Here is a 22526-nt window from a genome sequence, read left to right on the forward strand (position 1 = left end):
AGTTAAAGGCCACCTTCGGGTGGCTTTTAACTATGTAGACCTTGAAATAACAAATACACCAAGTCATCCATTCAGTAACTAAATCAATAAAAACCAAAAAACCTATGCTGCCATCCATTGAACAACGCCTTGCCCAAGAGTTATCCGCTAAGCCTGCCCAAGTAGCCGCTGCTATTGCTTTAATGGATGAGGGGGCTACTGTTCCTTTTATTGCTCGCTATCGAAAAGAGGCTACAGGCGGTTTGGATGATGCTCAGCTTCGCTTGCTGGAAGAGCGCTTGACCTATTTACGGGAGTTGGAGGATCGTCGTAAAGCGATCGTTGCCTCCATTGAAGAGCAAGGCAAGATGACGCCGGAACTGCTCAAGGCAATCATGTTGGCGGAGGATAAGACGCGCCTAGAGGATCTCTATCTCCCCTATAAGCCAAAGCGCCGCACTAAAGCGCAAATTGCGTTGGAAGCAGGTTTGGAGCCATTGGCGAATGATTTATTGGCTAATCCTATGCTTGAGCCAGAAATAGAGGCTGCTAAATACATTAAGGAGGCATTTACCTCTGATCAGGGTGATAACCCGGGCGTGCCTGATGCGAAGGCTGCATTGGAGGCTGCTCGCCAAATTTTGATGGAGCGCTTTGCTGAGGATGCTGGATTAGTTCAATCTCTAAGAACCTACCTGCAAGATCATGGCGTTGTTGAATCTAAAGTGATCGCCGGTAAAGAGCAAGAGGGCGAGAAGTTTGCGGATTACTTTGATTACTCAGAGCCTATTCAGGCGATTCCATCGCATCGTGCCTTAGCGTTATTCAGGGGTCGCCGCGAACAGATTCTGATGGTAAATCTTCGTCTCGATACCGAAGAAGAAAAGCCAAGGTGGGATGCTCCACACAATCCTTGCGAATCCCGTATTGCAAATCAATTTAAGATCAAAAATGAAGGTCGTCCCGCTGATCAGTGGCTGGCCGAGACTGTACGTTGGACCTGGAGAATTAAATGCTCCATGCATTTAGAGTCTGAGTTAATGAGCGCTTTGCGTGAACGCTCTGAAACTGAGGCGATTAATGTATTTGCTCGGAATCTCAAAGATTTGCTGTTGGCCGCTCCTGCTGGACCTAAGGTAACTATTGGCCTAGATCCTGGAATGCGTACAGGGGTGAAAGTTGCCGTAGTCGATGCCACTGGAAAAGTAGTCGATACCGATGTGATTTATCCGCATCAGCCTAAGAATGATTGGGCCGGCTCTTTACATGCGCTTGCCAAGTTGGCTGAAAAGCATCAGGCCACCCTGATTTCAATCGGTAACGGAACAGCGTCGCGCGAGACTGATAAATTAGCGCAAGACTTAATCAAAGCTAAGCCGGAACTGAAGTTAACTAAGATCGTGGTGTCAGAAGCGGGCGCATCGGTATATTCCGCGTCTGAGTACGCTTCAAAAGAATTGCCTGGTATGGATGTGTCTTTACGCGGCGCAGTATCTATCGCTAGACGTTTGCAAGATCCATTGGCGGAATTGGTGAAGATTGATCCGAAGTCGATCGGGGTAGGGCAGTACCAGCATGATGTGATGCAAACCCAGTTGGCAAAGTCTTTGGTTGCTGTCGTTGAGGATTGCGTGAACGCTGTGGGTGTAGACGTTAATACTGCCTCGGCCCCTTTATTGGCAAGGGTCTCGGGTTTAAGTAGTACTGTTGCCGAAGGCATTGTTTCTTATCGCGATAGCAATGGCGCATTTCAGACGCGAGCAGACTTACGTAGCGTGCCTCGTCTGGGTGAGAAAACCTTTGAACAGGCAGCCGGCTTCCTACGCATCATGAATGGCGCTGATCCCTTGGATGCATCAGCGGTTCACCCAGAATCCTACCCTCTGGTGGAAAAGATTTTGAAGGATATCAAGAAGGGCGTTAAGGAGGTCATCGGAGATGCTGACATTCTTAAGAGTCTCAATCCGGAAAAATATGCCGATGAAAAATTTGGCGTACCAACGGTCACTGACATCATTAAAGAGCTGGAAAAGCCAGGACGTGATCCACGTCCAGAGTTCACCACCGCCACATTTAAAGACGGCGTAGAAAAAATCAGCGACCTCAAGGCCGACATGATTCTGGAGGGTGTTGTTACTAACGTCGCAGCTTTTGGAGCATTTGTAGACATTGGCGTTCATCAAGATGGCCTCGTGCACATCTCCGCTTTAGCGAATACCTTCGTCAAAGATCCTCATACCGTAGTGAAGGCTGGACAAGTGGTTAAGGTTAAGGTTCTTGAGGTGGATGAGAAGCGTAAGCGGATTGCGCTGACCATGCGCCTCTCGGATGAAGCTCCAAAAACCAGCCCTGGTGAGAAGGCGGAGCAAAGGCCTAATAGACCTGGCACGCCAAGATCCCCAGACAGAAAACCTCAAGAGGATCGACGTAGTGCTCCGCCAATGAATAACGCGATGGCGGCAGCCTTTGGAAAGTTGAAAAAGTAAGGCAGCAATATAAGCGGGGGCATCAGCCCCCTTTTTTTCTGTCATCAACTCGTAATATATATTTCTATATAATTGGAAATATGAAAAATACAGACGCTATTTCCGCCTTTCTTGCCTTAGGGCAAGAGTCACGGCTTAATATCTTTCGTCTTATTGTGCAAAAAGGTGATATCGGCTTAACTCCATCCCAAGTGATTGAGAAGCTGGGCATTCCCAATGCGACATTAAGCTTTCATTTGAAAGAGTTGGTTCAGGCAAGGCTATTGTTGGTTGAGCGCCAAAGCCGAAATTTGATCTACCGCCCTAATGCCGCCTTGGTGAATTCATTAAGCGACTTCTTGCTGGATAACTGTTGCGGCGGCAAGTCCTGTATCCCAGAAAAAACATCAAAGAAGGCAAAGCAGTTATGAAGACTTACAACATTCTGTTTCTCTGTACGCATAATTCTGCTCGCTCGATATTGGGTGAGGCCTTAGCCTCCACTCACCCTAGTGGAAAATTTGTTGGCTTCTCGGCCGGGTCTACTCCGGGCACTAGTGTCAACCCGATCGCCGCTGATATTGCTGAGGAGTTGGGCATGGATCGTACGCGCCTTCGGTCGAAGAGTTGGGATGTATTTAGCGAGGCTAATGCACCGAAGATGGATTTCATTATTACGGTTTGTGACAATGCGGCTGGTGAGGTATGCCCATTTTGGCCGGGTCAACCTGCGACGGCACACTGGGGATTTCCCGATCCGTCGCAAGTTCAGGGAACTGATATTGAAAAGAAGGCCGCCTTTATTTCTGTAATGAATGGCCTTCAGAAGCGGCTGGATATCCTAGCTGCTATGCCGCTTGATAAATTAGACTCTATGAGTCTCAAGGAAGTACATACCAAAGCATGAATACCTTAACTAAAAAACTCTCTTTTCTTGATCGATATTTAACGGTGTGGATCTTCACAGCTATGGCCCTAGGCATTGGGCTTGGCTATCTGTTTCCTGGGGTGGAAGGTTTAATAAATTCCTTTCAGGTGGGAGCTACCAATATTCCTATCGCCATCGGCCTAATATTGATGATGTATCCGCCATTTGCAAAAGTGCGTTATGAGGATTTACCGGATGTTTTTAAAGACAAGCGGATCTTCCTCATTTCTCTTTTGATGAATTGGTTAGTCGCACCAGCGCTCATGTTCTTTTTGGCAATCACTTTTGTGCCAGATCAGCCTGAGTATATGGCTGGCCTTATTTTGATTGGTATAGCGCCTTGTATTGCAATGGTGATTGTTTGGAACGATATTGCGAAAGGCTCAACTGAGTACGCTGCTGGCTTAGTGGCGTTTAACGCTATCTTTCAAGTCCTTTTCTTTAGTGTGTATGCCTACTTCTTTCTGACTGTGCTGCCGCCGTACTTTGGCTTGGCATCTTCAAATGTCAGCGTAAGCATGAGTCAAATTGCAGGGACTGTATTTATTTACTTGGGTATTCCTTGTGTTGCTGGAATTCTGACAAGGGTAATTAGCCTAAAGTTTATTTCTAAGGATCTCTACCATACGCAGTTTGTTCCCCGAATTGGTAAGTTAACTTTGATCGCCTTACTCTTTACGATTGTGGTGATGTTTAGTTTGAAGGGTAAGTTGATTCTCAGTCTACCAATGGATGTTCTTACAATCGCTATCCCGCTCCTGGTCTTTTTCATGGTGATGTTTTTGCTGACATTCTTCGTGACAGGCAGGATGGGGATTGATTACAAGCGCTGCTGCACACTGTCATTTACAGCATCGAGTAATAACTTTGAATTGGCCATTGCTGTTGCGATCGCGGTGTTTGGGATTAACTCGGGGGCAGCGTTCGCCGCTGTAATTGGCCCTCTAGTAGAGGTGCCCATCATGATTGGTTTAGTAACGGTAGCTTTATGGTTTAAAGAGCGTTACTTTGCCAAAGGGTAGGGGTGCTTAGGCTCGATACGGCCTAACAAGAGCCTCTAACCCAAAAGCATCATTAGACCTTCTGAATGCATCGATAGATTGGCGCAATCCCTTGAGCTGACCACACCCGAGCTTGCGCAACTTCTTGCGATCCAATCCGTAGGTATCCACGAGATAGCGCACTCTTGATAGGCAAATCTGTAGGCGAATGAGTAGGTAGATAGCGAAGATACCTGGTGCTAGCAAGAGAAGCAAAATACTCATTTAGTACCCCATAAAATAGGCCGTCATTGAGACGGCCTATTGAGAATCAATCGAACAAATACTCTCTTTTTAATTACTTAATCAATAAAACAGGTTGCTTGGCTGCATTGCTTACCTTCTGGGCTACCGAGCCCATGATGGCGTCAACAATCCCAGTTCTACCTTTTGAGCCCATTACGATCAGGTCAAATTTTTCTTTATTCGCTAAAGCAATAATTTCAGCGGCAACATTGCCACGTTTAATCACCATATTATGTTTTACGCTGGCAGCATCGAGTGCTTTTTGCGAGGCTTTAAGTTCTTTTTCGCTGACTTCCCGGAGGTAGTCATCAATCACACTATTGGCAACAAACTGTTTCACGTGACCAAGGCCGATGTCGTCATGAATGCTGATCAAGGTAACAGTACATTTACTGCGTAAATTTTTGGCCAGTTTGCCTACATATTTGGCGGCATTTAGAGATGACTTGGATCAGTCAACCGGTAAAAGAATTTTCATATTTCCCTCTATTTTTGCAATGAATGAAAAGTAATTCTCAAGTACCAATTTACTATGAAAATTTGTATAAATCTATCAAATATAACTAAAGGATGTCTATGAGGGGGATTACTTCAAAAAAGCATCATAAAAAGTTTTGACAATGAGGATGGTTACTAAAATAAAGAATCCCCTGCGAATAAATACATTGCCATGCTTAATGGCGATGCTTGTGCCAATTTGGCCACCAAGTAGATTCGCAATCGCCATCAAAATACCTAATTTCCAGTCAAAATAGCCGAGATATAAAAAGACGCAAAGTGCCCCAAAATTGGATGCGATATTGAGAAACTTCGCAGGCGCTGCGGAGCGAAGGAAGTCAAACCCCAATATTCGGGTATAAAAGATTTTGTAAAAGGCGCCCGCACCTGGCCCTAGAAAGCCGTCATAAAAACCAATGATTCCAGCGCCCGTGGAGGCGATAGCTTTTTGCTTGTGGTGTTGGTGCTTTGGCGCATGAATTAATCCAGCATTGGATTTGATATTAAATATCAATAGAGCTAATAGTAGAAATGGCAATGCGCCGCGAAGCCACTGGGTTGGTAGTTGTGTTACTAAAAATGCTCCGGCGACAGATGCCAAGAAAGCAAATATAGAAGAAATGATTACTAGCCCCCAAGGACTTTTATTGGCCCGACTGTACTGAATGGCCGCACCAATAGTTCCAACAATCGAAGCTAATTTGTTGACGGAAAGTAGTGTGGCAGGCGGAAAGCCCGGTAAAACCGCGAAAAGGGCTGGAACCTGAATCATTCCACCGCCACCAATAATAGAATCCACTAGGCCGGCCATGAGGGCGCAGGCGATTAAAAGGCTGATGTCGAATATAGAGAGGTCAAACATTATTTAATTATTCTTTAAAGGGGGTGCATTCTTATTTTAGAGGGCTTTCTAGTATTGGGCCTATCGGCATTCAATGGGCGCCTCTAGTGGGGTGGATAATCTAGGGTATTGAATAAATCGCAATAAATCTACGGCTCATGAAAATCAATTCCGAAGGAGTGTCTTCATCGCGGGTGTATCTGCCTGCAGGCCAGTCATATGCGAACTTGCTAGAGTTTTTTGTCAGCAAGTTTCCTCATATTAATGTTTCGGAGTGGAATGCTAGATTTGGTGAAGGTCTTGTAATGACCCTAGAAGGTGAGCGAGTGGCAGCTCATGATACTTATCTACCGAACACCCATTTACTGTATTTCAGGCGCCTAGCTCGCGAACCAGAGATTCCTTTTGAGGAGGTAGTTCTGTATCACGATGACCATATTTTGGTTGCGGATAAACCTCATTTTTTACCCGTTACTCCAAGCGGTCTGTATTTGCAGCAAACACTCTTAAATCGATTGAGGCGAATTACTGGCTTGCAGCATTTGAGTCCTTTGCATCGCATTGATCGAGATACCGCTGGCTTGGTTGTCTTTTCAGTGCAAGCCCATGAGCGTGGTGCGTATCAGAATTTATTTCGAGATCGTGTGGTAACAAAGGTATACGAGGCAATCGCACCTTACGCCGAAGATCTGGCGGCAAAGTTGCCCATGACCTATCAAAGTCGCCTAGAGGAGTCTGAACATTTCTTGCAAATGAGAGAGGTGGCCGGCGACTTCAATACTGATACCTTGATTGAGTTAATTGAAGTGATGAGACCCTGGGCTAGATATCGGCTTACGCCAGGCAGCGGCAAGAAACATCAATTACGCTGTCATCTCAATGCTCTGGGCATACCCATTCAGCATGATCAGATTTACCCCATTCTGACTCCTTATCAAGAATATGACTTAGACTTTTCAAAGCCTTTACAGCTTTTAGCAAAGGAAATTGCATTTAAGGATCCAATCACGGGTGAGGACAGGATTTTTATCAGTCAAAGACAGTTGGGCTCAGATGACTAAGTCAGTACACTACATTCACCGCCTCTCATTGGGAAAATGAATTGAAGTTATTTAAGTGCCTATTTTATTTTTCGTTGTGGATGTATGTCTCTATTGCGGTCGGCCAAACCACTTCAGTAGCGGTAGCTTCCAATATGAAAGACGCCTTCACGGAAATATATACCGCGTTTAAAGTAAATAGAAAATCGGATGTGAGGGTGGTTTATGGCTCCTCTGGAAACTTTGCGACGCAGATATTGAATGGTGCGCCGTTCAATATCTTTATTGCCGCCGATGAGCAATTTCCTTTGGAGTTGTATAGGCAGGGAAAAACCATGGATTCGGGCAAGGTGTACGCCCTTGGAAAACTCGCGCTGATTGCTGGTAAGGCATCCGATATCAAGCTCACAAATGACAAGGCTGAGTTAGCAAGGGTCATAGCAAAGGCCAATAAGATTGCTATTGCCAAACCAGAGCTAGCGCCTTATGGCAAGGCGGCAATTGAGTATTTAAAGGCTGAAGGCTTATGGGATCAAGCCAAGGCTAAATTGGTTTATGGCGATAATGTGGGTGCAGCGACTATGTTTGTTGCCACCGGGGCGGCCGATGTTGGCTTCACCGCCTTATCTCTTGCGCAATCACCACAAATTGCTAAGGAGACTCGTTACCTACAAGTTAGTGAAGGGCTATACGAGCCGATCAAACAAAGAATGGTGGTCATTAAAGATGCTCCACAAGAAGCCATCGACCTCTATCAATTTATGCAATCGCCTAAGGCGAGGGATATATTGTTAAAGCATGGGTATAGTTTGCCAAAGTAATCCCATGCAATCTAAGAATGTCTTTGGCTTTAATAAATGATCATCTCGGTGATAGCGGTATAGATCCTAAAAAGATCTTTACTCTCTCACTTTTGCAAAGATTGTTTCAGGAGTACCTTTGCCCTCATCGGTAGCCATTCTCAATGCTTCGTTTTCAAATGCGTCTATGTCAAGCGCAACATGTTCATCTCCTAAGTTGATGACATAAGTCCATGCTATTTCACTTGCCCAGTCTTTGGTGAAGATATCAACTATGCGTTTCATATGAATCACCCCTTCAGTAAAGGTCTAACAAGATTGCCTGAGTTGGCTATTGAGTAAATCAATGGCCTCTGCCCAGTCGGCGTCATTTAGCAATTCCTCGTTTAAAAAATTGCGCTGATCTGGGGTCCAAAAATCTGCCTCCGACAAAACAATAGATGGCTTCATTGGGGCATGTTTGCATAAAAAATTTTCAATTGATATACGATCTGAAGGGAGCCCCAATTGCTCAAAAAGCTCCGTTAAAGGATGAAATGTTGAGTTCATGATTTGCCTCCTAAATAGACTTCATAACTAATGTATACGCCTTGTAGAGGGTAATTTCAATACCACTTGAAAATTGTCCCAGGAGGTATAGGATGAAGCAATGGATAAAGTCAGAAGTGAGCATGATAGTTTTGGTGCTATTGAAGTGCCAGCCACGGCTTTGTGGGGCGCCCAGACCCAAAGGTCTTTATTGCATTTCCATATCTCGACCGAGAAGATGCCTGTTGAATTTATTGAGGCATTGGCATATGTCAAGAAGGCTTGTATAGCGGTGAATGGCAGGGCGGGGCGGTTGCCTGCCCATAAGGTGGATACCCTATTGGCTGCGGTCAATGAGGTTCTCCGCGGCGAACATTCCTCTGAATTTCCACTTTCGATATGGCAGACGGGTTCGGCAACCCAAACCAATATGAATATGAATGAAGTATTGGCGAATCGAGCAGTTCAACTTCTGGGAGGTGTGCTTGGATTAGATCATTACATTCATCCAAATGACGATGTCAATTTGGGGCAATCATCAAATGATGTGATACCTACGGCGATTCATGTTGCAGTTGTGTGTCAGCTACATCAGTATCTTTTGCCTAGTTTGCGTGAATTAATTCATGATCTGTCTGAAAAAGAACAACATTTTTCATCTGTGATTAAGGTTGGTAGAACGCATTTGCAAGATGCTGTTCCAATCACTTTGGGTCAAGAGTTTTCTGGCTATGTTCAGCAATTAGAGATTGCGATCGGGGCGATCGACTTGGCGATGCCCGGTCTTTATGAATTAGCAATTGGAGGCTCCGCCGTCGGCACGGGTATCAATGCCCCGAGGCATTATGGTGAACATGTTAGTGCTGAGCTCAAGCATCTCTTGGGTTTTCCGTTTGTATCAGCGCCAAATAAATTTTCTGCGCTTGCCGGTTGTGAGGCACTTGTTTTTGCTCATGGGGCTCTAAAGTTGCTGGCAACCGCGCTCATGAAAATTTCCACAGATATTCGGTGGATGTCCTCTGGACCAAGGTCGGGCTTGGGTGAAATTTTCATTCCTGAAAATGAGCCAGGGAGTTCAATCATGCCGGGAAAGGTAAATCCTACCCAATGCGAAGTACTCGCCATGATTTGCTATCAAGTGTTAGGTAATGACATGGTGATTGGGCTAAGTGCTGCCTCTGGAAATTTTGAATTGAATGTATTTAGGCCAGTCATTCTGCATAATTTTTTACAAAGTATTAGGTTGCTAAGCGACGGAATCACATCATTTTCTAGGTACTGCATTCAGGGGATTGAGCCAAATCTCCCCAGAATTGATCGGTTGATGCGGGATTCATTGATGCTTGTAACTGCCTTAAATCCATATATTGGGTATGACAAAGCGGCTAGCATTGCCAAGCAGGCCTATGAAAAAAATATCAGCTTGAGAGAGGCTACGATTGCTAGTGGTTTTCTTAGTTCAGAAGAATTTGATCTGTGGGTGGATCCTAGTAAATTGATCTAAGAATATTTGTATAAATAGTTGAATTGCACCCCAAAAAGAGTAGAGTAAACACATGAGGTAAAGGCGTATACCCCTAACATTTATGGAGGGAAGGCAATATGACTACCGAGCATTCTAAGGCAGCCGTTCAGGCGCTGAATAAGATCATGGAACTGGAATTGGCTGGGGTTGTAAAGTACACCCACTATTCCTTGATGGTCTTTGGTTACAACCGAATTCCAATCGTCTCTTGGCTCAAAGGTAATGCCACTGAAAGTTTGGATCATGCGTATAAAGCGGGGGAGCTTGTCACTTTGCTGGGTGGTCATCCATCTCTAAGAATTGGCTCTCTGCTGGAAACAGAGCGGCACGATATTGGTGATATTTTGCGTGAAAGCTTAGAGCACGAAACCCTTGCTTTAGCTGCCTACTATGACCTATTGAAGATTTCTACCTCCACTCATCCAGAAACTAACGGGGTTCAGTCTGTACTCCTAGAGGAATATGCCAGAGAGATGATTGTGCAAGAGGAGATGCATCTTGATGAGGTGAATAAGATGCTGAGAAAGCCTGGCGACATTGCTTCCTTCATTCAGTAATTTAGGCGGGGTGTGAAATGGGAAATCTACAAATAGCGATAGTAGTAGGTAGTTTGCGCAAAGATTCTATTAATAAGCAATTGGCCAACGCTATCGTGAAAATGGCCCCTACCAGTGTTGATTTTAAGTTCGTAGAAATTGGAAATTTACCTCTCTACAACCAAGATGATGATGAGCATCAAGCGGAATCAGTTCGGAAGTTAAAGGCGGATATTCATCAATGCGATGCGGTCCTATTTATTACCCCTGAATACAACAGATCAATACCCGGAGTTCTTAAAAATGCCTTAGATCATGGATCAAGGCCTTATGGACAAAATGCATGGGCGAAGAAGCCGGCGGCCATTATTGGAATTTCACCAAGTCCCGTCGGCACCGCAATTGCCCAACAACATTTACGGGGTATCTTAGCGGCATTAGACATGCCTACCTTATGCCAGCCTGAAATGTTCCTACAATTAAAAGATAGTTTTTTCGACGGGTCAGGCAATGTAAATGAGGCTAGTCGTAAATTTATAAAAAGTTGGATAGATCGATTCATCAATTGGGCATCCATTAATAAGGGAATTTAATTATTTTGTATACCGCGATCAATCCTAACTTGAGGTCAAGAAATCATAAAAACGATCGAGAAGAGCTTTCTCGTATAGCGGTGGGAATTATGATGGTTCGTGGACTTGAGCCAGAATTTTCATTTCAAGTTCGGGAGCAGTTAAATCAAATGAATGAGCCGGCCATCGATCATGATCCATCGATTGTCGATTTAAGAAGTCTGCCCTGGTGCTCAATTGACAATGATGATTCAAAAGATTTGGACCAACTCACCGTCACCAAGAAGACCAATCATAGCGGCTGGAATCTTTTAGTGGCCATTGCGGATGTGGATGCCTTGGTCGGTAAAGATTCCCCCATTGACGAGCACGCCCTTATGAATACCCGCTCAGTCTATACGTCGGCCAGAGTATTTCCAATGCTACCCTTGAAGCTGTCCAATAATCTAAGCTCCTTAAATCCCGGTGAAGATCGATTGGCTATGGTTTGTGAAATGCATTTCTCAGAAGAGGGTGTTCTAGAGAAGTCATTAATCTATAGGGCTTTAGTTCATAACCGAGCACAGCTGGCTTACGATGCGGTATCAGATTGGCTGGAGGGCAAGGGTGAGCTACCTGAGCCCGCACAAATGGTGGCTGGTATGGATGCGCAACTCAGAAAGCAGGATGCCCTTGCGCAGGTTCTGAGGGTGAAGCGCCATGAGCGCGGATCTTTGGAGTTCGATATTTTCCAGCCAAGAGCAAGTTTTGATGGTGAAGCTATTTCTGAAATTAAACAGCAACCCCACAATCGGGCCCGCCAATTGATTGAGGAGTTCATGATCGCCACCAATGGCTGTACCTCCCGTTTTTTGTCGAATGCGGGTATTTATTCGATTCGTAGGGTAGTGCGCTCCCCTGAGAGGTGGTTACGTATTGTGGCTTTGGCGCTAGAGCATGCTTATGTTTTGCCGGATCAGCCCAATGCGCAGGCGCTAGAGAAGTTTTTGGCCAAGCAGCACCGCGAAGACCCAGTGAGATTTCCTGATCTGTCGTTACAAATTGTGAAGTTAATGGGCTCCGGAGAATATATCGCTGAAAAGCCGTCTAATGAGCCTATTGGCCATTTTGGTTTGGCGGTGAGCGACTATATGCATTCCACGGCACCTAATCGGCGATATCCAGACATTATTACCCTGCGCCTCATCAAATCAGTGTTGGCTGGTAAGCCACCGCCCTACAGTGTTCCGGAATTGAAATATTTGGCACAGCATTGCACATTGCAGGAAGATGCCGCCAGGAAAGTAGAGCGTCAGTTACGTAAGTCTGAGGCAGCTCTATTGCTAAAACCCCGAATTGGGCAAAGTTTCGATGGGGTTGTATCGGGGGTGAATGATAAGGGTACGTGGGTGCGGATTTTTGATCCTCCGGTTGAGGGTAAGTTGGTGCATAGCCTGGAGGATTTCCCGTTGGGTACGCTATTGCGTGTGAAGTTAATTTATACCCATGTACCGCTTGGCTTTATCGATTTTTCCCCAATATAAGCGGACAATTTTTTATTTGGATATTTTTCTAAAGAAGTTTCATAATGAAATTGTGGTTAATGCGTAATGTGCCTTCGGGTTGATAGTGCCTAACAAATGCAAAGCGTAGGCAGTACTTGCAAGATAGGATTGCTTTATGAAAGTGATATTTCACGCAATGTTTGGCTCCCTACTGCTGGCAATGATTTCTTCATTCTTTGCGGCCTCCTTGGTCACGCAGTATTGGTATGCAGGGGATGTGATTGTCAGCGTGAAGTCTCTAGTGCTCCAAGGGTTCTTTTGGCTGATTCCGTTTTTGCTGGCCACCGGGTTGTTGGGCCTATCTCTTGCAAAAAATAGGCAGGGAAGAGTGGTTGAGAGTAAGAAAAAAAGAATGCTCTGGATCGTGCTGCTCTGTATTGCCATCTTATTTCCCGCTGCCTATACATTGGACGCCATGGCTCAAAAAGGCGAGTTTGATCTTTGGTATTTCCTTGTGCAGGCAATTGAGTATATTTTTGATTTGATTGCTCTAGTTTTACTGGGCTTGAACTTTAGGGATGGTGTTAAATTGGTTGCTATACAAGCAGCGAGCCCTGGCGATAGGGTGAACGAGTAATGTCAGAGGTGTAACGGGAGAAAAATTAATGGCTTCAATTAATTTAAATGTTCAAGGAATTTCCTCAGCCTCTTGTATTCAGATAATTACAAAGGCACTGAAGTCTTTATCGGATATCAGTAGCATCCATGTTGACTGGGAGTCGGGTCGAGTTCAGGTGCTTAGGTTGAATAATGAATCGTCAGACATTATTCACTTGCTCAATCAGGCTGGCTACCATGCGAGTCTGGATTTGGACGAACAGTAGCATCCAGATCTTATGCATTACATTAGTCTGTGACTATGGGCTTAATCCCTTTTTAATATTGGCGAGCTTAGTAGCCCTCAGTTCGATTGCCAAGTGATGTACTGTACAAGCAGCTAGTGTCGATTTCTTTGCGGCGTCAATTAGTAGGTTATTTTTGGTAACAATTGCAGACTCTTCGGTTAATTTGCTTGCATCAACTGCTAGCTTTGCAAAATCTTCTACTCTCGCCGCTTCTTCAAGTATTTCTTTGACGTTGTATTCCGTTAGTGCAGTGAGATTATTCAATCTCTCGTTAACGATCATATAGGCGGCTCGCAAGTTGTCTATTTCTTGAGTCATTGACACAATCCTGCCAAGCAAGCTTTGGGTGTAGGGATCGATCTCTTTTTCGGCCATATTGAATACTCCTTTCCCTAACTTTACGCTCCTAAATGATATATTGCTAATGAATACTATAACTAATTTTTGTATGATTGTTTCAAATCAATCTTGAAAGAGATTGTTTTTAGATAGGTTTTCATGAATATTATCTTTAGGGCTGATAATTTCTCTGCTATCAAATGACCTAAAGATCTATTCAATTCATAATTAAATGAATATTTCCAGGGTTTCAGATGTATGAGCGCATGACTTTATATCGATTTCTCGGTGCGCTACTCAAGATGTGGGCTCCACCTCTTGGCTTATTAGGCCTTTAGTGTGAGTATTAATTAGGTTAAGCAATCATCTTTTGTGGATTGATCTTGCTTAAGTTGGAAGTTGGCCTGCATTCAGAAGGCGGATGCAACTATCAACAGCACTTGGGTCAAATAAGATATCTCGCTGAGTCTCTAGTTCCTTCATTGCCACATCCATTCCTCGTGCGGGTCTATATGGCCTATGAGAAGAGATGGCTTCAAGCGCATCGGCTACAGCAATAATGCGGGCTCCGAGCACGATTTCTGTTCCCTTGAGGCCTAAGGGGTATCCGGAGCCATCATAGCGCTCGTGGTGCTGGTGAACCATTTCTGCAACCGGCCAAGGAAAGGGAATGTCTTTGAGTATTTCATAACCCACTTGTGGATGAATTTTGATCATATCCATCTCCAGTGTTGAGAGCTTGGTGGGTTTAGTCAAAATTTCAATAGGAACCTGCATCTTCCCGATGTCATGAATGGAGGCAGCTAATTTGATTCCATTACAGGTATCTGCATCTAAGCCCATATCTTGCGCAATTGCAAATGCAATTTTAGCCACCCGGTTTTGATGTCCCGCTGTGTAGGGATCTCTAGATTCGACAGTTGCCGCCAGGGCTGCAACCGATTTGACCATCACATCAAAACGCTTTTCTCGCTCAAGTAGTGCTTCATGTCCATAAGACAGCAATTGCGCCAGCTCATCTAGCTTTGAAGCTTCATCTTCATGAAAAGCATTGGGTTCTGCGCCATAAATTGTGAGAACTGCGAATATAGATCCCAATCCATTTCTTAGGGGTAGCGCAATACTAGACTGGTAGCCATGTTTGATGGCTGATTCTCGCCAAGGCAACGTGTCTGGGTTTGTTAAGAAATTTTGATTAACAATAACTCGACCCTCTCTGCCGGCGGTTCCAGTTGGGCCGTGGCCAAAGACATCATCTGCCCAGCTAATTTTGATGCTTTCCAAATAATGGTCTTGAGAGCCTGCTGAGATAACGGGCCGAACCGTCTTTGCTGGATCCGACTCCAAGCTCCCAATCCAAGCCATTTTGTAGCCATGGGCAACAATAGAATCACATAGCTGCTTAAATAGTGACGATTCATCGGTGGCTGAAATAATAGCTTTATTAGCGCTACGTAATAACTGATATGCCCGATTTACTTTGTAGCCTTCTTTTTCCAGCTCTTTGATAAATGTCATATCCTGATAGAGCACCAGGATTCCATCAATATCACCACTATTATTTCGAGTAGGTATTTTCGATGTCAGAATCCAGCTTTTCCTATTGCCCGACCGAGTAAGTGCCTGCTCAAATGAAAGTATTGGCTCGCCATTGGCCATGAGTGTGCGATCAGTCTGCAGGTGGTAGTTAGCCTCATCGCTCGTCCAGGGCATATCAAACTCTGTTTTACCAATAACTTCTGCAGGAGTTTTAAAGCCTGCATCTTCAGCGAATGCTTGATTGCAGTCGATAAATCGAGAATCCTTATCCTTCCAAAACATCCGAATTTGGAATGAATTAATAATGCGGTCTAAGAGCTCTTGATTTTTATCTGAACGATTCTCTGATGTCATCATCTTTTGCTCTGTTTGAATGGGGTTGATACCACATTAATTTGATTGCACTCCAATCTATCGCCCCTTGAAAATATGGGATTGAGTTGCTGCAAACTTTTTCTCATGGCGATACTTAAAGTATAGGTATTTTTCAAGTCAAGTGGGGGTAAATAAGACGAAGATAGTGTATGTATTCATAGAATTATTAGCGACAACTGGCTATTAGATTCCAGTGGCTGAAAGCCTTATTTGGGTTTACTCTTAGTAATCTAGTTCTAACTTAAGCGCTGGCTGATTTCGCATTAAGATTTGACGCCCGCAGAGTGTTCGGTAGGCGAGCACACATAGAAAGGCGATGCTCGTGGCTTGCAAGTACACAATATCTAGGCAATCCTTAGACATTTTGCGATTGCTGGATAATGAGAAGATTCAGTATCCATAGGCATATTCAAGCTGCATAAATCATGAGCAATTTATATACATTTATCGTACAAAACGCATACGCAGAGTGTGCAATTTCTGTGCAATTTCTGTGCAAATGACCGAAATTAGGCAAAGCGAACGACCTGATAGCCCTGTAAATACGGGGCTTCAGAAGAAGCGACTGGCCGTGGCGCCCATGATGGAATGGACGGATCGCCATTGCCGCTCTTTTCATCGTACGCTGACTAAGGATGCCGTTCTTTATACAGAGATGGTGACAACGGGAGCGCTTATCCATGGCGATGTGCCGCGACACTTAGATTATTCCCAAGATCAACACCCAGTTGTATTGCAATTAGGTGGCTCGGAGCCATCTGATTTGGCTAAAGCGGCTGAGTTAGCACAGCAGTGGGGCTATGACGAGATTGATCTGAATTGCGGCTGCCCATCCGAACGTGTTCAACGCGGTGCTTTTGGTGCTTGCTTAATGGCTGAGCCTAAGTTGGTTGCTGATTGCGTTAAAGCAATGAAGTCGGCCGTTGATACCCCGATCACTGTAAAGCATCGGCTTGGCTTGGATTCAATGGATGCTGCTAACTCTGAGGCAGACTATCAATTTGCACTGAACTTTATTCTGGCCGTTGCTGATGCTGGCGCAAGCCAGGTCACCATTCATGCGCGTAATGCTGTGCTGAAGGGTTTATCTCCTAAAGAGAATCGCAGTAAGCCACCCCTTCGCTATGAAGTGGCGGCAAAGCTACGTTTAGATGCTCAAAAGCAATTTCCGAATTTGAAGGTTTTGCTCAATGGTGGACTAGAAAGTAATGAGCAAATTGCCGGCCACTGGGATGATTTTGATGGCTTTATGGTGGGCAGGGCGGCATATCATTTCCCAGCCATGTTGTTGGGCTGGGACGATCTCATCGCTACCGATGGCGAGGCAGCCGGGTATTTATTTAGCGAGACTGAATGGCATCGCATTCAGATTGCCTTAGTTAAGCAGGTTCAGGCCTGGTATGACGAATGCCGATCCAAAGACAAGCCTTTTTATATTGGAGCCTTTACCCGTCATATCCTGGGCTTAGCCCATGGTAGGGCAGGCTCCAGGTATTGGCGCCAACGCCTATCTGATCATCATGCCTTGGCTAAAGTCCAGAGCAAGGCCGCTATTGTGGATTTCTTTATCGATGCCAGCCTAACCCTCGGTGACTGGGCCGCCTTTGAGTTCGAGGGCGCTTAAGCCCTGCATCTAAGCCATTTTTGACAGGGTTTTGCCTCAAAAGCTATAATCCTAGATCTTCAGTGGCGGACGTAGCTCAGTTGGTAGAGTCCCAGATTGTGATTCTGGTTGTCGCGGGTTCGAGCCCCGTCGTTCGCCCCATATTCTATATGGCTCTTAAGGTTTTTAGAGGCCTTAAAGGGGTTCCAAAAAAGTAACCACATGGTTACTTTTCTCATTTAAGTTCAGATAAGCCTCATTTCAAGCGCTCAGGATCATATTTTCCTGCGCGACAACCAGATAGCGATACTTATGTTTCGCATCTAATCAGGTTGATGCTAGTCGGAATATCAAAAGACTGGTTGGCGGCAATCGGCCTCAAGTTACCAAATTCAGTAATACCCTACTTATGCAGAGTATTTGCTTTTGCTTTTTGTGGATAAGATTATTTTATTGTGAATTATTCAACCCAGTTGCTTGCCCTCATATTTATATGTACAATGTACATATTACTTCATTGCGATTTGAATGGGAACCCAAAAAAGCTTCGGCTAATCTGAAAAAGCACGGCGTTTCGTTTGAAGAAGCGAAATCTGTGTTTTCTGATGAGGGTGCCAAATTAATTTCCGATCCCGATCATTCGGAGGATGAAGACAGATTTATTTTGCTAGGCGTAAGCCACGCTCTTCGGGCAATTTTGGTTTGCCATTGTTATCGAAGTGAAGGTAATGCCATTCGTATTATTTCGGCTCGTAAGGCGACGCCTAAAGAGTCAAAAGCTTATTAAAGGTGATGAACATGCGTAAAGAATATGATTTCTCAAAAGCTCGTAAAAATCCATATGCTTCTATGCTCAAGAAGCCTATTACGATTCGTTTAGACGAAGATTCTGTTAGCTACTTTAAGTCCGTGTCAGAAGAAGTTGGCATTCCTTATCAAAGCCTCATTAATCTCTATTTGCGTGATTGTGCGGCATCTCATAAGAAGTTAAACCTTAGCTGGAAGTAGTTTGGAGGTGGGGTTAAATACCCCGAGCTCTGGTCGATGGCAGTTGTTGATCGCTGTTGAAATCTTAAAATAGACTCCTTCAGCTTGCTCAAGAGAATTTATCTTTTCATGGTTACTAGGATTTGTAAGCCTTTGATTTTATTGGGTTGAAAAATTGAAAAAGTAACCATGAATCACCTTGTAAGCCATATATCTCTTGATATAAGCCTTCAGATTGTGATTCTGATTGTCGAGGGTTCGAGCCCCGTCGTTCGCCCCACGGATTTTCATTAATAAAGACTCCTTTTCGGGGTCTTTATGCTTTGTGGGATGCTTTTCTTTTGTCTTGATACATGTTCTGATCAGCAACTTGTATTAGCTCATCTGGAGTTGATCCATCCTCCGGGAAAAGCGCTGCGCCAATACTGAAGGAGATTTTAAATGCCTGCTGCCCCACCAGAAATGGTAGCTCAAATTCTTCTTTTAGTCGTGCGATGGGCGCATCTATATTTTCACGGGTTTGAATATTTTCAATAGCAATTAAAAATTCATCACCACCAATTCTTCCGATCGAGTCAGACTCCCTTACCCAGTAAGAAAGTTTTTTAGCAACCTCAATTAATACTTGATCCCCAACCAGATGCCCATGCTCATCATTTATCTTTTTAAAGCCATTCAAATCCAGTAGACATACAGCCAGCTTTGAATTGTTCCGACTTGCAGTTTTAATGCCCTTTTCAATCCTGTCATAAATCAATCTTCTGCTAGGTAGTTTGGTTAGGAAATCATGGTTGGCTAATTCTTCAACAGAGCTTAATAAACTATTTTTTTCTACCAACAATTTACTCAGCTGCATGTTAACTTTTGAATACCAGATGCCAATTCCCAGTACTATGGAGACGAAAAAAATAATCCCCCCTAAATAGCTCCACAGCGTAAGCTTTGCATTTTTATTTTCCCAGTAGGACAAGAAGAACTCAGGCTGAATTTCACTTTGTTCGGGCGCTAGACCTAGTTTTTTAAAAATGGTGGCAATTTTTTCCCAGCGTACCTCGCTAATCTGCCCGATAGGTATGTAGTCTGGCAAGATCAGTTCTTTAATGATTTGCGCTTCAAATAAGAGGTGATCCTTGCTTTTATATGATGCTGGGCCTTGATGAAGGTAGTCAACAGTCTCCTCCGTATGGTCCAGAGCGTATACCCAGCCCTTGATGGAGGCCCTTACAAATCGTTTAACAATATCGCCATTATTTTTTACATAAACACTACGCGCAAATAAGGCATCCCCGTAGAAGTCGATTCCAAAGTTGGCCGGGTCAATTATTTTGTAGGGCACATTTCTTTTTTTGAGAAAAAATGGCTCATTGCTAAGGTAGGCATTAATGGCATCGGCTTTTCCATTGATGTATTCCTCCAACCCATTGCTGGACGTGGACATGACCGGAAGATCTGACGGCTTTATGCCAAGACTATTGAAGATGGCATATATTTCTGGGTTATCTTGCAGGGCGCGTAGGGCTAAATTCCGTTTACTGAGATTCCTAATTGAGTTCTCATACCCAGGTTTCACAAGCATGACTGCAGCCGAGCGCTGGAAGATATCAGCTACAACGGTGACGGGCTTCATCTGCATGCTGATGAGCGCTAGGCCAGAGTTTCCAATTCCGAAATCTGCTCGCCCTGATAGCACCTCTTCGATAATTTGGGTTCTATTGCCATTACCTGGGATGATCTGGATATCTATCCCCTCATCCCTATAAAACCCTTTTGCTTCCGCCATGTAGAAGCCGGCAAATTGAAACTGTGGCATCCAGCGCAGTTGCAGGCTGACTTTATCCCTAGTGGGCCCCTTGGCGAAACATAATCCAGTGCTAAAGAAGCAAATAAGAGAACCGCACAATAGCGCTTGGCAGTATTTGGCGGTCGATTGACGCATTTTTCAGTTATCCATATGCTCTAGGCGCCATAGTTGGAGCTGTTTCTTGGTATTAGCCATAGGGCTAACGTTAACATAAGCTTATGAATATTAGTATGAAATTTGTCTGGTTAGGGGTTTGCCTTATGTCTTGGGCAAATTGAGCATTCGAACCCCCTTTTTTCATCTTATAGAGCCCATTGGTCTATAGGTGTAGACTGGTTACAGGGGCCCTCATTGCCTGGGCACTATGAATACGTAAGTGAGTTCAATTGACTGAAAAGACACCCTTTACCCATTTTGGTGTGGCTGACCAGGTGGATCGTCGTACCGATATGGAGAAGCAAAATTGGGCGCTGTTAGCACATGCGGCGGCGACCACAGCATTGGCTCGCTCTAATAACACGCGTGACTTAATTGAGGGCGTCTGTCAGGGAGTAGTAAGCCAGTGGCCTTACATCCTTGCTTGGGTTGGCATCGCTGAGCATGATGAAAGAAAAACAGTTAGCGTTTTGGGTACGCATGGGCTGGCGGCTAAATATGCGGATGGTATAGATGTCACTTGGTCCGATTCAACTGTTTCTGGTCAAGGCCCTACGGGCTCGTGCATTGAGACAGGTGAGTCGCAGATCGTTATTGATACCGAAACAGATCCAGGATTCGCTCCTTGGAGAGAGCGCGCCAGAATTTATGGTATCCGATCTTCCGTTGCAGTACCCATTAGGGATGATGTGCCTGAGCCGATAGGAGCATTCACTGTCTATGCATCTATACCCGATGCATTCGGTGATGCTGAGGTCAGGCTGTTTGAAAGCCTTGCCAAAGAGATTGGGTATGGCTTGAAGTCGATCGAGCGCGAGCATTTGCTTGATGAGGAGATTGCTAAAAAATTAAAGACCCAAGAACAGTTGGCCGATGCTCTGCGAGCCACGATTGAGGCGATGTCGAAAACAATGGAGTGGCGTGATCCTTATACGGCAGGGCATCAGAAAAGAGTTGCGAGTATCGCTGTTGCTATCGCGGAAAATTTAGCTTGGTCTGACGATAAGATCCGTGGGCTCTATATGGCAGCAATGGTCCATGATATCGGCAAGGTAGCGGTTCCTTCGGAGATTTTGACTAAACCGACTCGCCTGACTGATCTTGAAATGAGGTTGGTGCAGGAGCATCCAGAGACGGGCTATCAAATCCTGAAAGATGTGCCATTCCCATGGCCAATTGCTGAGATGGTGAGACAGCATCACGAGCGACTTGATGGCTCGGGTTACCCATTAGGCCTAAAAGGTGACCAAATATTAGACGAGGCTAAGTTGATAGCGGTCGCCGATACGATTGAGGCCATGGCATCCCACAGGCCTTATAGACCTTCTTTAGGTTCAGAAGCTGCAATTAAGCAAATTCGTGCCGATGCTGGTACTAAGTTTGACCCTATTTATGTTGATGCTGCAGTGAAATTACTTGAGTCATCTGGTCTGCAACAATTTCTGACATAAGCGCTGAAGTCCAAAAGAGGAGTGTCTATGGTTTCGATAGCCATTGCGATTTACGCTACCGCTTTGATAGCCCAAATTGGTGCTGCAGTGCTGGCCCTACGACTATTTTTTCGCTCAACAATTTATCGCATAGGATTCGGTCTTTTGGCTGCCGGATTCCTGATGATGAATGTCAGGCGAATCTATCCTATTCTTTTGATTTTTCATGGTGGCGCAGTCGATGCATTTGATGCTATTGGCGCCTTAATAGTTTCTCTTCTTTCATTCTTCGGCATGTTTTTCATGCGAAATATTTTTTTGTTTATGGAGGAGCAGGGGAGAAGATATGAGCATGATGCCAAGGTTGATTTTTTGACTGGCCTATTAAATCGCAAGGAGACTGAGTCAAGGATTACGCTGGAAATCAATCGCTCATTTCGCGAAGGCGTTCCCTTGGCTTTTGTCATGTTTGATATTGATCACTTTAAGCTGGTAAATGATACGTATGGACACGAAACTGGTGATCTCGTTTTGCAAGATCTGGCAAAACATTCGCAGAGCTCTCTAAGAAGTATTGATATTTTGGGGCGCTTTGGTGGTGAGGAGTTTTTAATCGTCATGCCGAATACCAGTCAAAAGCAAGCTTTTGAAGTTTCTGAAAGATTAAGGTTGAGTGTGGCGAATCACGCATGTGCCGTGATTGATAGTCGAGATATAAAAATTACTATCAGTCTCGGTGTTGCGGTTCTGTATCCGGAGAGGGAGGATGTCACTCTGCAGCAAGAGTTGCACAAGAAGTACATAGATCTTGCTGATCAGGCTATGTACCAGGCAAAGCTTGGTGGCAGGAATAGAGTTTGTTGCTGGCAAGAGGAGGGGCATCGCCCTTCGCCTTAGAGGATTTCAGTT

The 22526-nt window shown here is 44.7% G+C and carries 24 protein-coding genes, 1 tRNA gene and 1 pseudogene; 18 read left to right on the top strand and 8 right to left on the bottom strand.

Going from position 1 to position 22526, the window contains the following annotated elements; genetic code table 11:
- Window positions 1-104 precede the first annotated feature (104 nt).
- From FD960_RS03135 to arsB, 4 genes are all read left to right on the top strand, one after another.
- Window positions 105-2465, top strand: a complete 2361-nt coding sequence (locus FD960_RS03135; RefSeq protein ID WP_215299827.1) for a Tex family protein — start codon at window positions 105-107, stop codon at window positions 2463-2465.
- Between the two features lie 80 nt (window positions 2466-2545).
- Window positions 2546-2875: a helix-turn-helix transcriptional regulator gene (locus FD960_RS03140; protein ID WP_215299829.1), complete on the top strand. Its 330-nt coding sequence runs from the start codon at window positions 2546-2548 to the stop codon at window positions 2873-2875.
- Window positions 2872-3351 (top strand): arsenate reductase ArsC, encoded by a 480-nt coding sequence (locus FD960_RS03145; RefSeq protein WP_215299830.1) that lies wholly within the window; start codon window positions 2872-2874, stop codon window positions 3349-3351. The genes FD960_RS03140 and FD960_RS03145 overlap by 4 nt, the downstream gene beginning before the upstream one ends.
- Window positions 3348-4394, top strand: a complete 1047-nt coding sequence (gene arsB / locus FD960_RS03150; protein WP_215299832.1) for an ACR3 family arsenite efflux transporter — start codon at window positions 3348-3350, stop codon at window positions 4392-4394. The genes FD960_RS03145 and arsB overlap by 4 nt, the downstream gene beginning before the upstream one ends.
- 6 nt (window positions 4395-4400) lie before the next feature.
- Here arsB and FD960_RS03155 read toward each other — a convergent pair whose 3' ends face one another.
- The 3 genes and pseudogenes from FD960_RS03155 to FD960_RS03165 all read right to left on the bottom strand — a co-directional run bounded on the left by FD960_RS03155 (window position 4401) and on the right by FD960_RS03165 (window position 6018).
- Window positions 4401-4637, bottom strand: a complete 237-nt coding sequence (locus FD960_RS03155) for a hypothetical protein (RefSeq protein WP_215299834.1) — start codon at window positions 4635-4637, stop codon at window positions 4401-4403.
- Window positions 4638-4710: 73 nt separating this feature from the next.
- Window positions 4711-5097 (bottom strand): annotated as a pseudogene (locus FD960_RS03160) (universal stress protein); the annotation flags it as partial.
- Between the two features lie 147 nt (window positions 5098-5244).
- A complete protein-coding gene (locus FD960_RS03165; protein WP_215299836.1) occupies window positions 5245-6018 on the bottom strand; it encodes a TSUP family transporter in 774 nt (257 codons plus the stop codon).
- A 137-nt stretch (window positions 6019-6155) separates the two neighbouring features.
- Here FD960_RS03165 and FD960_RS03170 point away from each other — a divergent pair, with 137 nt between their 5' ends.
- Window positions 6156-7058: a pseudouridine synthase gene (locus FD960_RS03170; RefSeq protein WP_215299838.1), complete on the top strand. Its 903-nt coding sequence runs from the start codon at window positions 6156-6158 to the stop codon at window positions 7056-7058.
- A 41-nt stretch (window positions 7059-7099) separates the two neighbouring features.
- The gene (modA, locus tag FD960_RS03175) at window positions 7100-7858 is read left to right on the top strand and encodes a molybdate ABC transporter substrate-binding protein (protein WP_215299840.1); all 759 of its coding nucleotides are present in this window, start codon (window positions 7100-7102) and stop codon (window positions 7856-7858) included.
- A gap of 78 nt (window positions 7859-7936) precedes the next feature.
- On the opposite strand, the gene FD960_RS03180 is transcribed toward modA, so the two are convergent.
- The gene (locus FD960_RS03180; protein ID WP_215299842.1) at window positions 7937-8122 is read right to left on the bottom strand and encodes a hypothetical protein; all 186 of its coding nucleotides are present in this window, start codon (window positions 8120-8122) and stop codon (window positions 7937-7939) included.
- Window positions 8123-8146: 24 nt separating this feature from the next.
- Window positions 8147-8386 (bottom strand): DUF2789 family protein, encoded by a 240-nt coding sequence (locus tag FD960_RS03185; protein WP_215299844.1) that lies wholly within the window; start codon window positions 8384-8386, stop codon window positions 8147-8149.
- 100 nt (window positions 8387-8486) lie between these two features.
- On the opposite strand from FD960_RS03185, the gene fumC reads away from it, so the two are divergent.
- The 6 genes from fumC (at window position 8487) to FD960_RS10555 (ending at window position 13366) form a co-directional block, all read left to right on the top strand.
- Window positions 8487-9869 carry a class II fumarate hydratase gene (fumC, locus tag FD960_RS03190; RefSeq protein ID WP_215299845.1) on the top strand — a complete coding sequence of 461 codons (1383 nt, stop codon included), beginning with the start codon at window positions 8487-8489 and terminating at the stop codon, window positions 9867-9869.
- 98 nt (window positions 9870-9967) lie between these two features.
- The gene (locus FD960_RS03195) at window positions 9968-10447 is read left to right on the top strand and encodes a bacterioferritin (RefSeq protein ID WP_215299847.1); all 480 of its coding nucleotides are present in this window, start codon (window positions 9968-9970) and stop codon (window positions 10445-10447) included.
- A gap of 17 nt (window positions 10448-10464) precedes the next feature.
- The gene (locus FD960_RS03200; RefSeq protein WP_215299849.1) at window positions 10465-11019 is read left to right on the top strand and encodes an NADPH-dependent FMN reductase; all 555 of its coding nucleotides are present in this window, start codon (window positions 10465-10467) and stop codon (window positions 11017-11019) included.
- A gap of 89 nt (window positions 11020-11108) precedes the next feature.
- Window positions 11109-12521 carry an RNB domain-containing ribonuclease gene (locus FD960_RS03205; RefSeq protein WP_215299851.1) on the top strand — a complete coding sequence of 471 codons (1413 nt, stop codon included), beginning with the start codon at window positions 11109-11111 and terminating at the stop codon, window positions 12519-12521.
- A 136-nt stretch (window positions 12522-12657) separates the two neighbouring features.
- Window positions 12658-13119 carry a hypothetical protein gene (locus FD960_RS03210; protein WP_215299853.1) on the top strand — a complete coding sequence of 154 codons (462 nt, stop codon included), beginning with the start codon at window positions 12658-12660 and terminating at the stop codon, window positions 13117-13119.
- 28 nt (window positions 13120-13147) lie between these two features.
- Complete coding sequence (locus FD960_RS10555; RefSeq protein WP_215299855.1) at window positions 13148-13366, top strand: heavy-metal-associated domain-containing protein; 219 nt, start codon at window positions 13148-13150, stop codon at window positions 13364-13366.
- Between the two features lie 33 nt (window positions 13367-13399).
- Here the strand turns inward: FD960_RS10555 and FD960_RS03220 are convergent, their stop codons facing one another.
- Together FD960_RS03220 and FD960_RS03225 are read right to left on the bottom strand one after the other, a co-directional pair.
- Entirely contained in the window at window positions 13400-13762 is a 363-nt protein-coding gene (locus tag FD960_RS03220) for a hypothetical protein (RefSeq protein ID WP_215299856.1), read from the bottom strand.
- A 351-nt stretch (window positions 13763-14113) separates the two neighbouring features.
- Window positions 14114-15622, bottom strand: coding sequence for an HD domain-containing phosphohydrolase (locus tag FD960_RS03225; RefSeq protein ID WP_215299859.1), 1509 nt, complete (start codon window positions 15620-15622; stop codon window positions 14114-14116).
- Between the two features lie 517 nt (window positions 15623-16139).
- Between FD960_RS03225 and dusA the strand changes: the two genes are divergently transcribed.
- From dusA to FD960_RS03245, 4 genes are all read left to right on the top strand, one after another.
- On the top strand, window positions 16140-17264 hold the full coding sequence (gene dusA / locus FD960_RS03230) for a tRNA dihydrouridine(20/20a) synthase DusA (RefSeq protein WP_215299861.1): 1125 nt from the start codon (window positions 16140-16142) through the stop codon (window positions 17262-17264).
- Window positions 17265-17329: 65 nt separating this feature from the next.
- Window positions 17330-17405: transfer RNA gene (locus FD960_RS03235), tRNA-His, on the top strand.
- A 355-nt stretch (window positions 17406-17760) separates the two neighbouring features.
- Window positions 17761-18030 (top strand): BrnT family toxin, encoded by a 270-nt coding sequence (locus FD960_RS03240; RefSeq protein WP_251369835.1) that lies wholly within the window; start codon window positions 17761-17763, stop codon window positions 18028-18030.
- Between the two features lie 11 nt (window positions 18031-18041).
- Window positions 18042-18251, top strand: coding sequence for a BrnA antitoxin family protein (locus FD960_RS03245; RefSeq protein ID WP_068949841.1), 210 nt, complete (start codon window positions 18042-18044; stop codon window positions 18249-18251).
- Window positions 18252-18546: 295 nt separating this feature from the next.
- On the opposite strand, the gene FD960_RS03250 is transcribed toward FD960_RS03245, so the two are convergent.
- Entirely contained in the window at window positions 18547-20166 is a 1620-nt protein-coding gene (locus tag FD960_RS03250) for a GGDEF domain-containing protein (protein WP_215299865.1), read from the bottom strand.
- Between the two features lie 251 nt (window positions 20167-20417).
- Here FD960_RS03250 and FD960_RS03255 point away from each other — a divergent pair, with 251 nt between their 5' ends.
- Together FD960_RS03255 and FD960_RS03260 are read left to right on the top strand one after the other, a co-directional pair.
- Window positions 20418-21638, top strand: coding sequence for an HD domain-containing phosphohydrolase (locus FD960_RS03255; protein ID WP_251369836.1), 1221 nt, complete (start codon window positions 20418-20420; stop codon window positions 21636-21638).
- Window positions 21639-21665: 27 nt separating this feature from the next.
- Window positions 21666-22514 (top strand): GGDEF domain-containing protein, encoded by an 849-nt coding sequence (locus FD960_RS03260; RefSeq protein ID WP_215299866.1) that lies wholly within the window; start codon window positions 21666-21668, stop codon window positions 22512-22514.
- Window positions 22515-22526 lie beyond the last annotated feature (12 nt).

Origin of the sequence: Polynucleobacter sp. AP-Nino-20-G2, from assembly GCF_018688235.1 — a bacterium.
Taxonomy (GTDB): Bacteria; Pseudomonadota; Gammaproteobacteria; order Burkholderiales; family Burkholderiaceae; genus Polynucleobacter.

Coding starts and splice junctions, on each gene's coding strand:
- FD960_RS03135 (WP_215299827.1), top strand. CDS start 105: ATGCTGCCATCCATTGAACAACGCCTTGCCCAAGAGTTATCCGCTAAG.
- FD960_RS03140 (WP_215299829.1), top strand. CDS start 2,546: ATGAAAAATACAGACGCTATTTCCGCCTTTCTTGCCTTAGGGCAAGAG.
- FD960_RS03145 (WP_215299830.1), top strand. CDS start 2,872: ATGAAGACTTACAACATTCTGTTTCTCTGTACGCATAATTCTGCTCGC.
- arsB (WP_215299832.1), top strand. CDS start 3,348: ATGAATACCTTAACTAAAAAACTCTCTTTTCTTGATCGATATTTAACG.
- FD960_RS03155 (WP_215299834.1), bottom strand. CDS start 4,637: ATGAGTATTTTGCTTCTCTTGCTAGCACCAGGTATCTTCGCTATCTAC.
- FD960_RS03165 (WP_215299836.1), bottom strand. CDS start 6,018: ATGTTTGACCTCTCTATATTCGACATCAGCCTTTTAATCGCCTGCGCC.
- FD960_RS03170 (WP_215299838.1), top strand. CDS start 6,156: ATGAAAATCAATTCCGAAGGAGTGTCTTCATCGCGGGTGTATCTGCCT.
- FD960_RS03180 (WP_215299842.1), bottom strand. CDS start 8,122: ATGAAACGCATAGTTGATATCTTCACCAAAGACTGGGCAAGTGAAATA.
- FD960_RS03185 (WP_215299844.1), bottom strand. CDS start 8,386: ATGAACTCAACATTTCATCCTTTAACGGAGCTTTTTGAGCAATTGGGG.
- fumC (WP_215299845.1), top strand. CDS start 8,487: ATGGATAAAGTCAGAAGTGAGCATGATAGTTTTGGTGCTATTGAAGTG.
- FD960_RS03195 (WP_215299847.1), top strand. CDS start 9,968: ATGACTACCGAGCATTCTAAGGCAGCCGTTCAGGCGCTGAATAAGATC.
- FD960_RS03200 (WP_215299849.1), top strand. CDS start 10,465: ATGGGAAATCTACAAATAGCGATAGTAGTAGGTAGTTTGCGCAAAGAT.
- FD960_RS03205 (WP_215299851.1), top strand. CDS start 11,109: ATGATGGTTCGTGGACTTGAGCCAGAATTTTCATTTCAAGTTCGGGAG.
- FD960_RS03210 (WP_215299853.1), top strand. CDS start 12,658: ATGAAAGTGATATTTCACGCAATGTTTGGCTCCCTACTGCTGGCAATG.
- FD960_RS10555 (WP_215299855.1), top strand. CDS start 13,148: ATGGCTTCAATTAATTTAAATGTTCAAGGAATTTCCTCAGCCTCTTGT.
- FD960_RS03220 (WP_215299856.1), bottom strand. CDS start 13,762: ATGGCCGAAAAAGAGATCGATCCCTACACCCAAAGCTTGCTTGGCAGG.
- FD960_RS03225 (WP_215299859.1), bottom strand. CDS start 15,622: ATGATGACATCAGAGAATCGTTCAGATAAAAATCAAGAGCTCTTAGAC.
- dusA (WP_215299861.1), top strand. CDS start 16,140: ATGACCGAAATTAGGCAAAGCGAACGACCTGATAGCCCTGTAAATACG.
- FD960_RS03245 (WP_068949841.1), top strand. CDS start 18,042: ATGCGTAAAGAATATGATTTCTCAAAAGCTCGTAAAAATCCATATGCT.
- FD960_RS03250 (WP_215299865.1), bottom strand. CDS start 20,166: ATGCGTCAATCGACCGCCAAATACTGCCAAGCGCTATTGTGCGGTTCT.
- FD960_RS03260 (WP_215299866.1), top strand. CDS start 21,666: ATGGTTTCGATAGCCATTGCGATTTACGCTACCGCTTTGATAGCCCAA.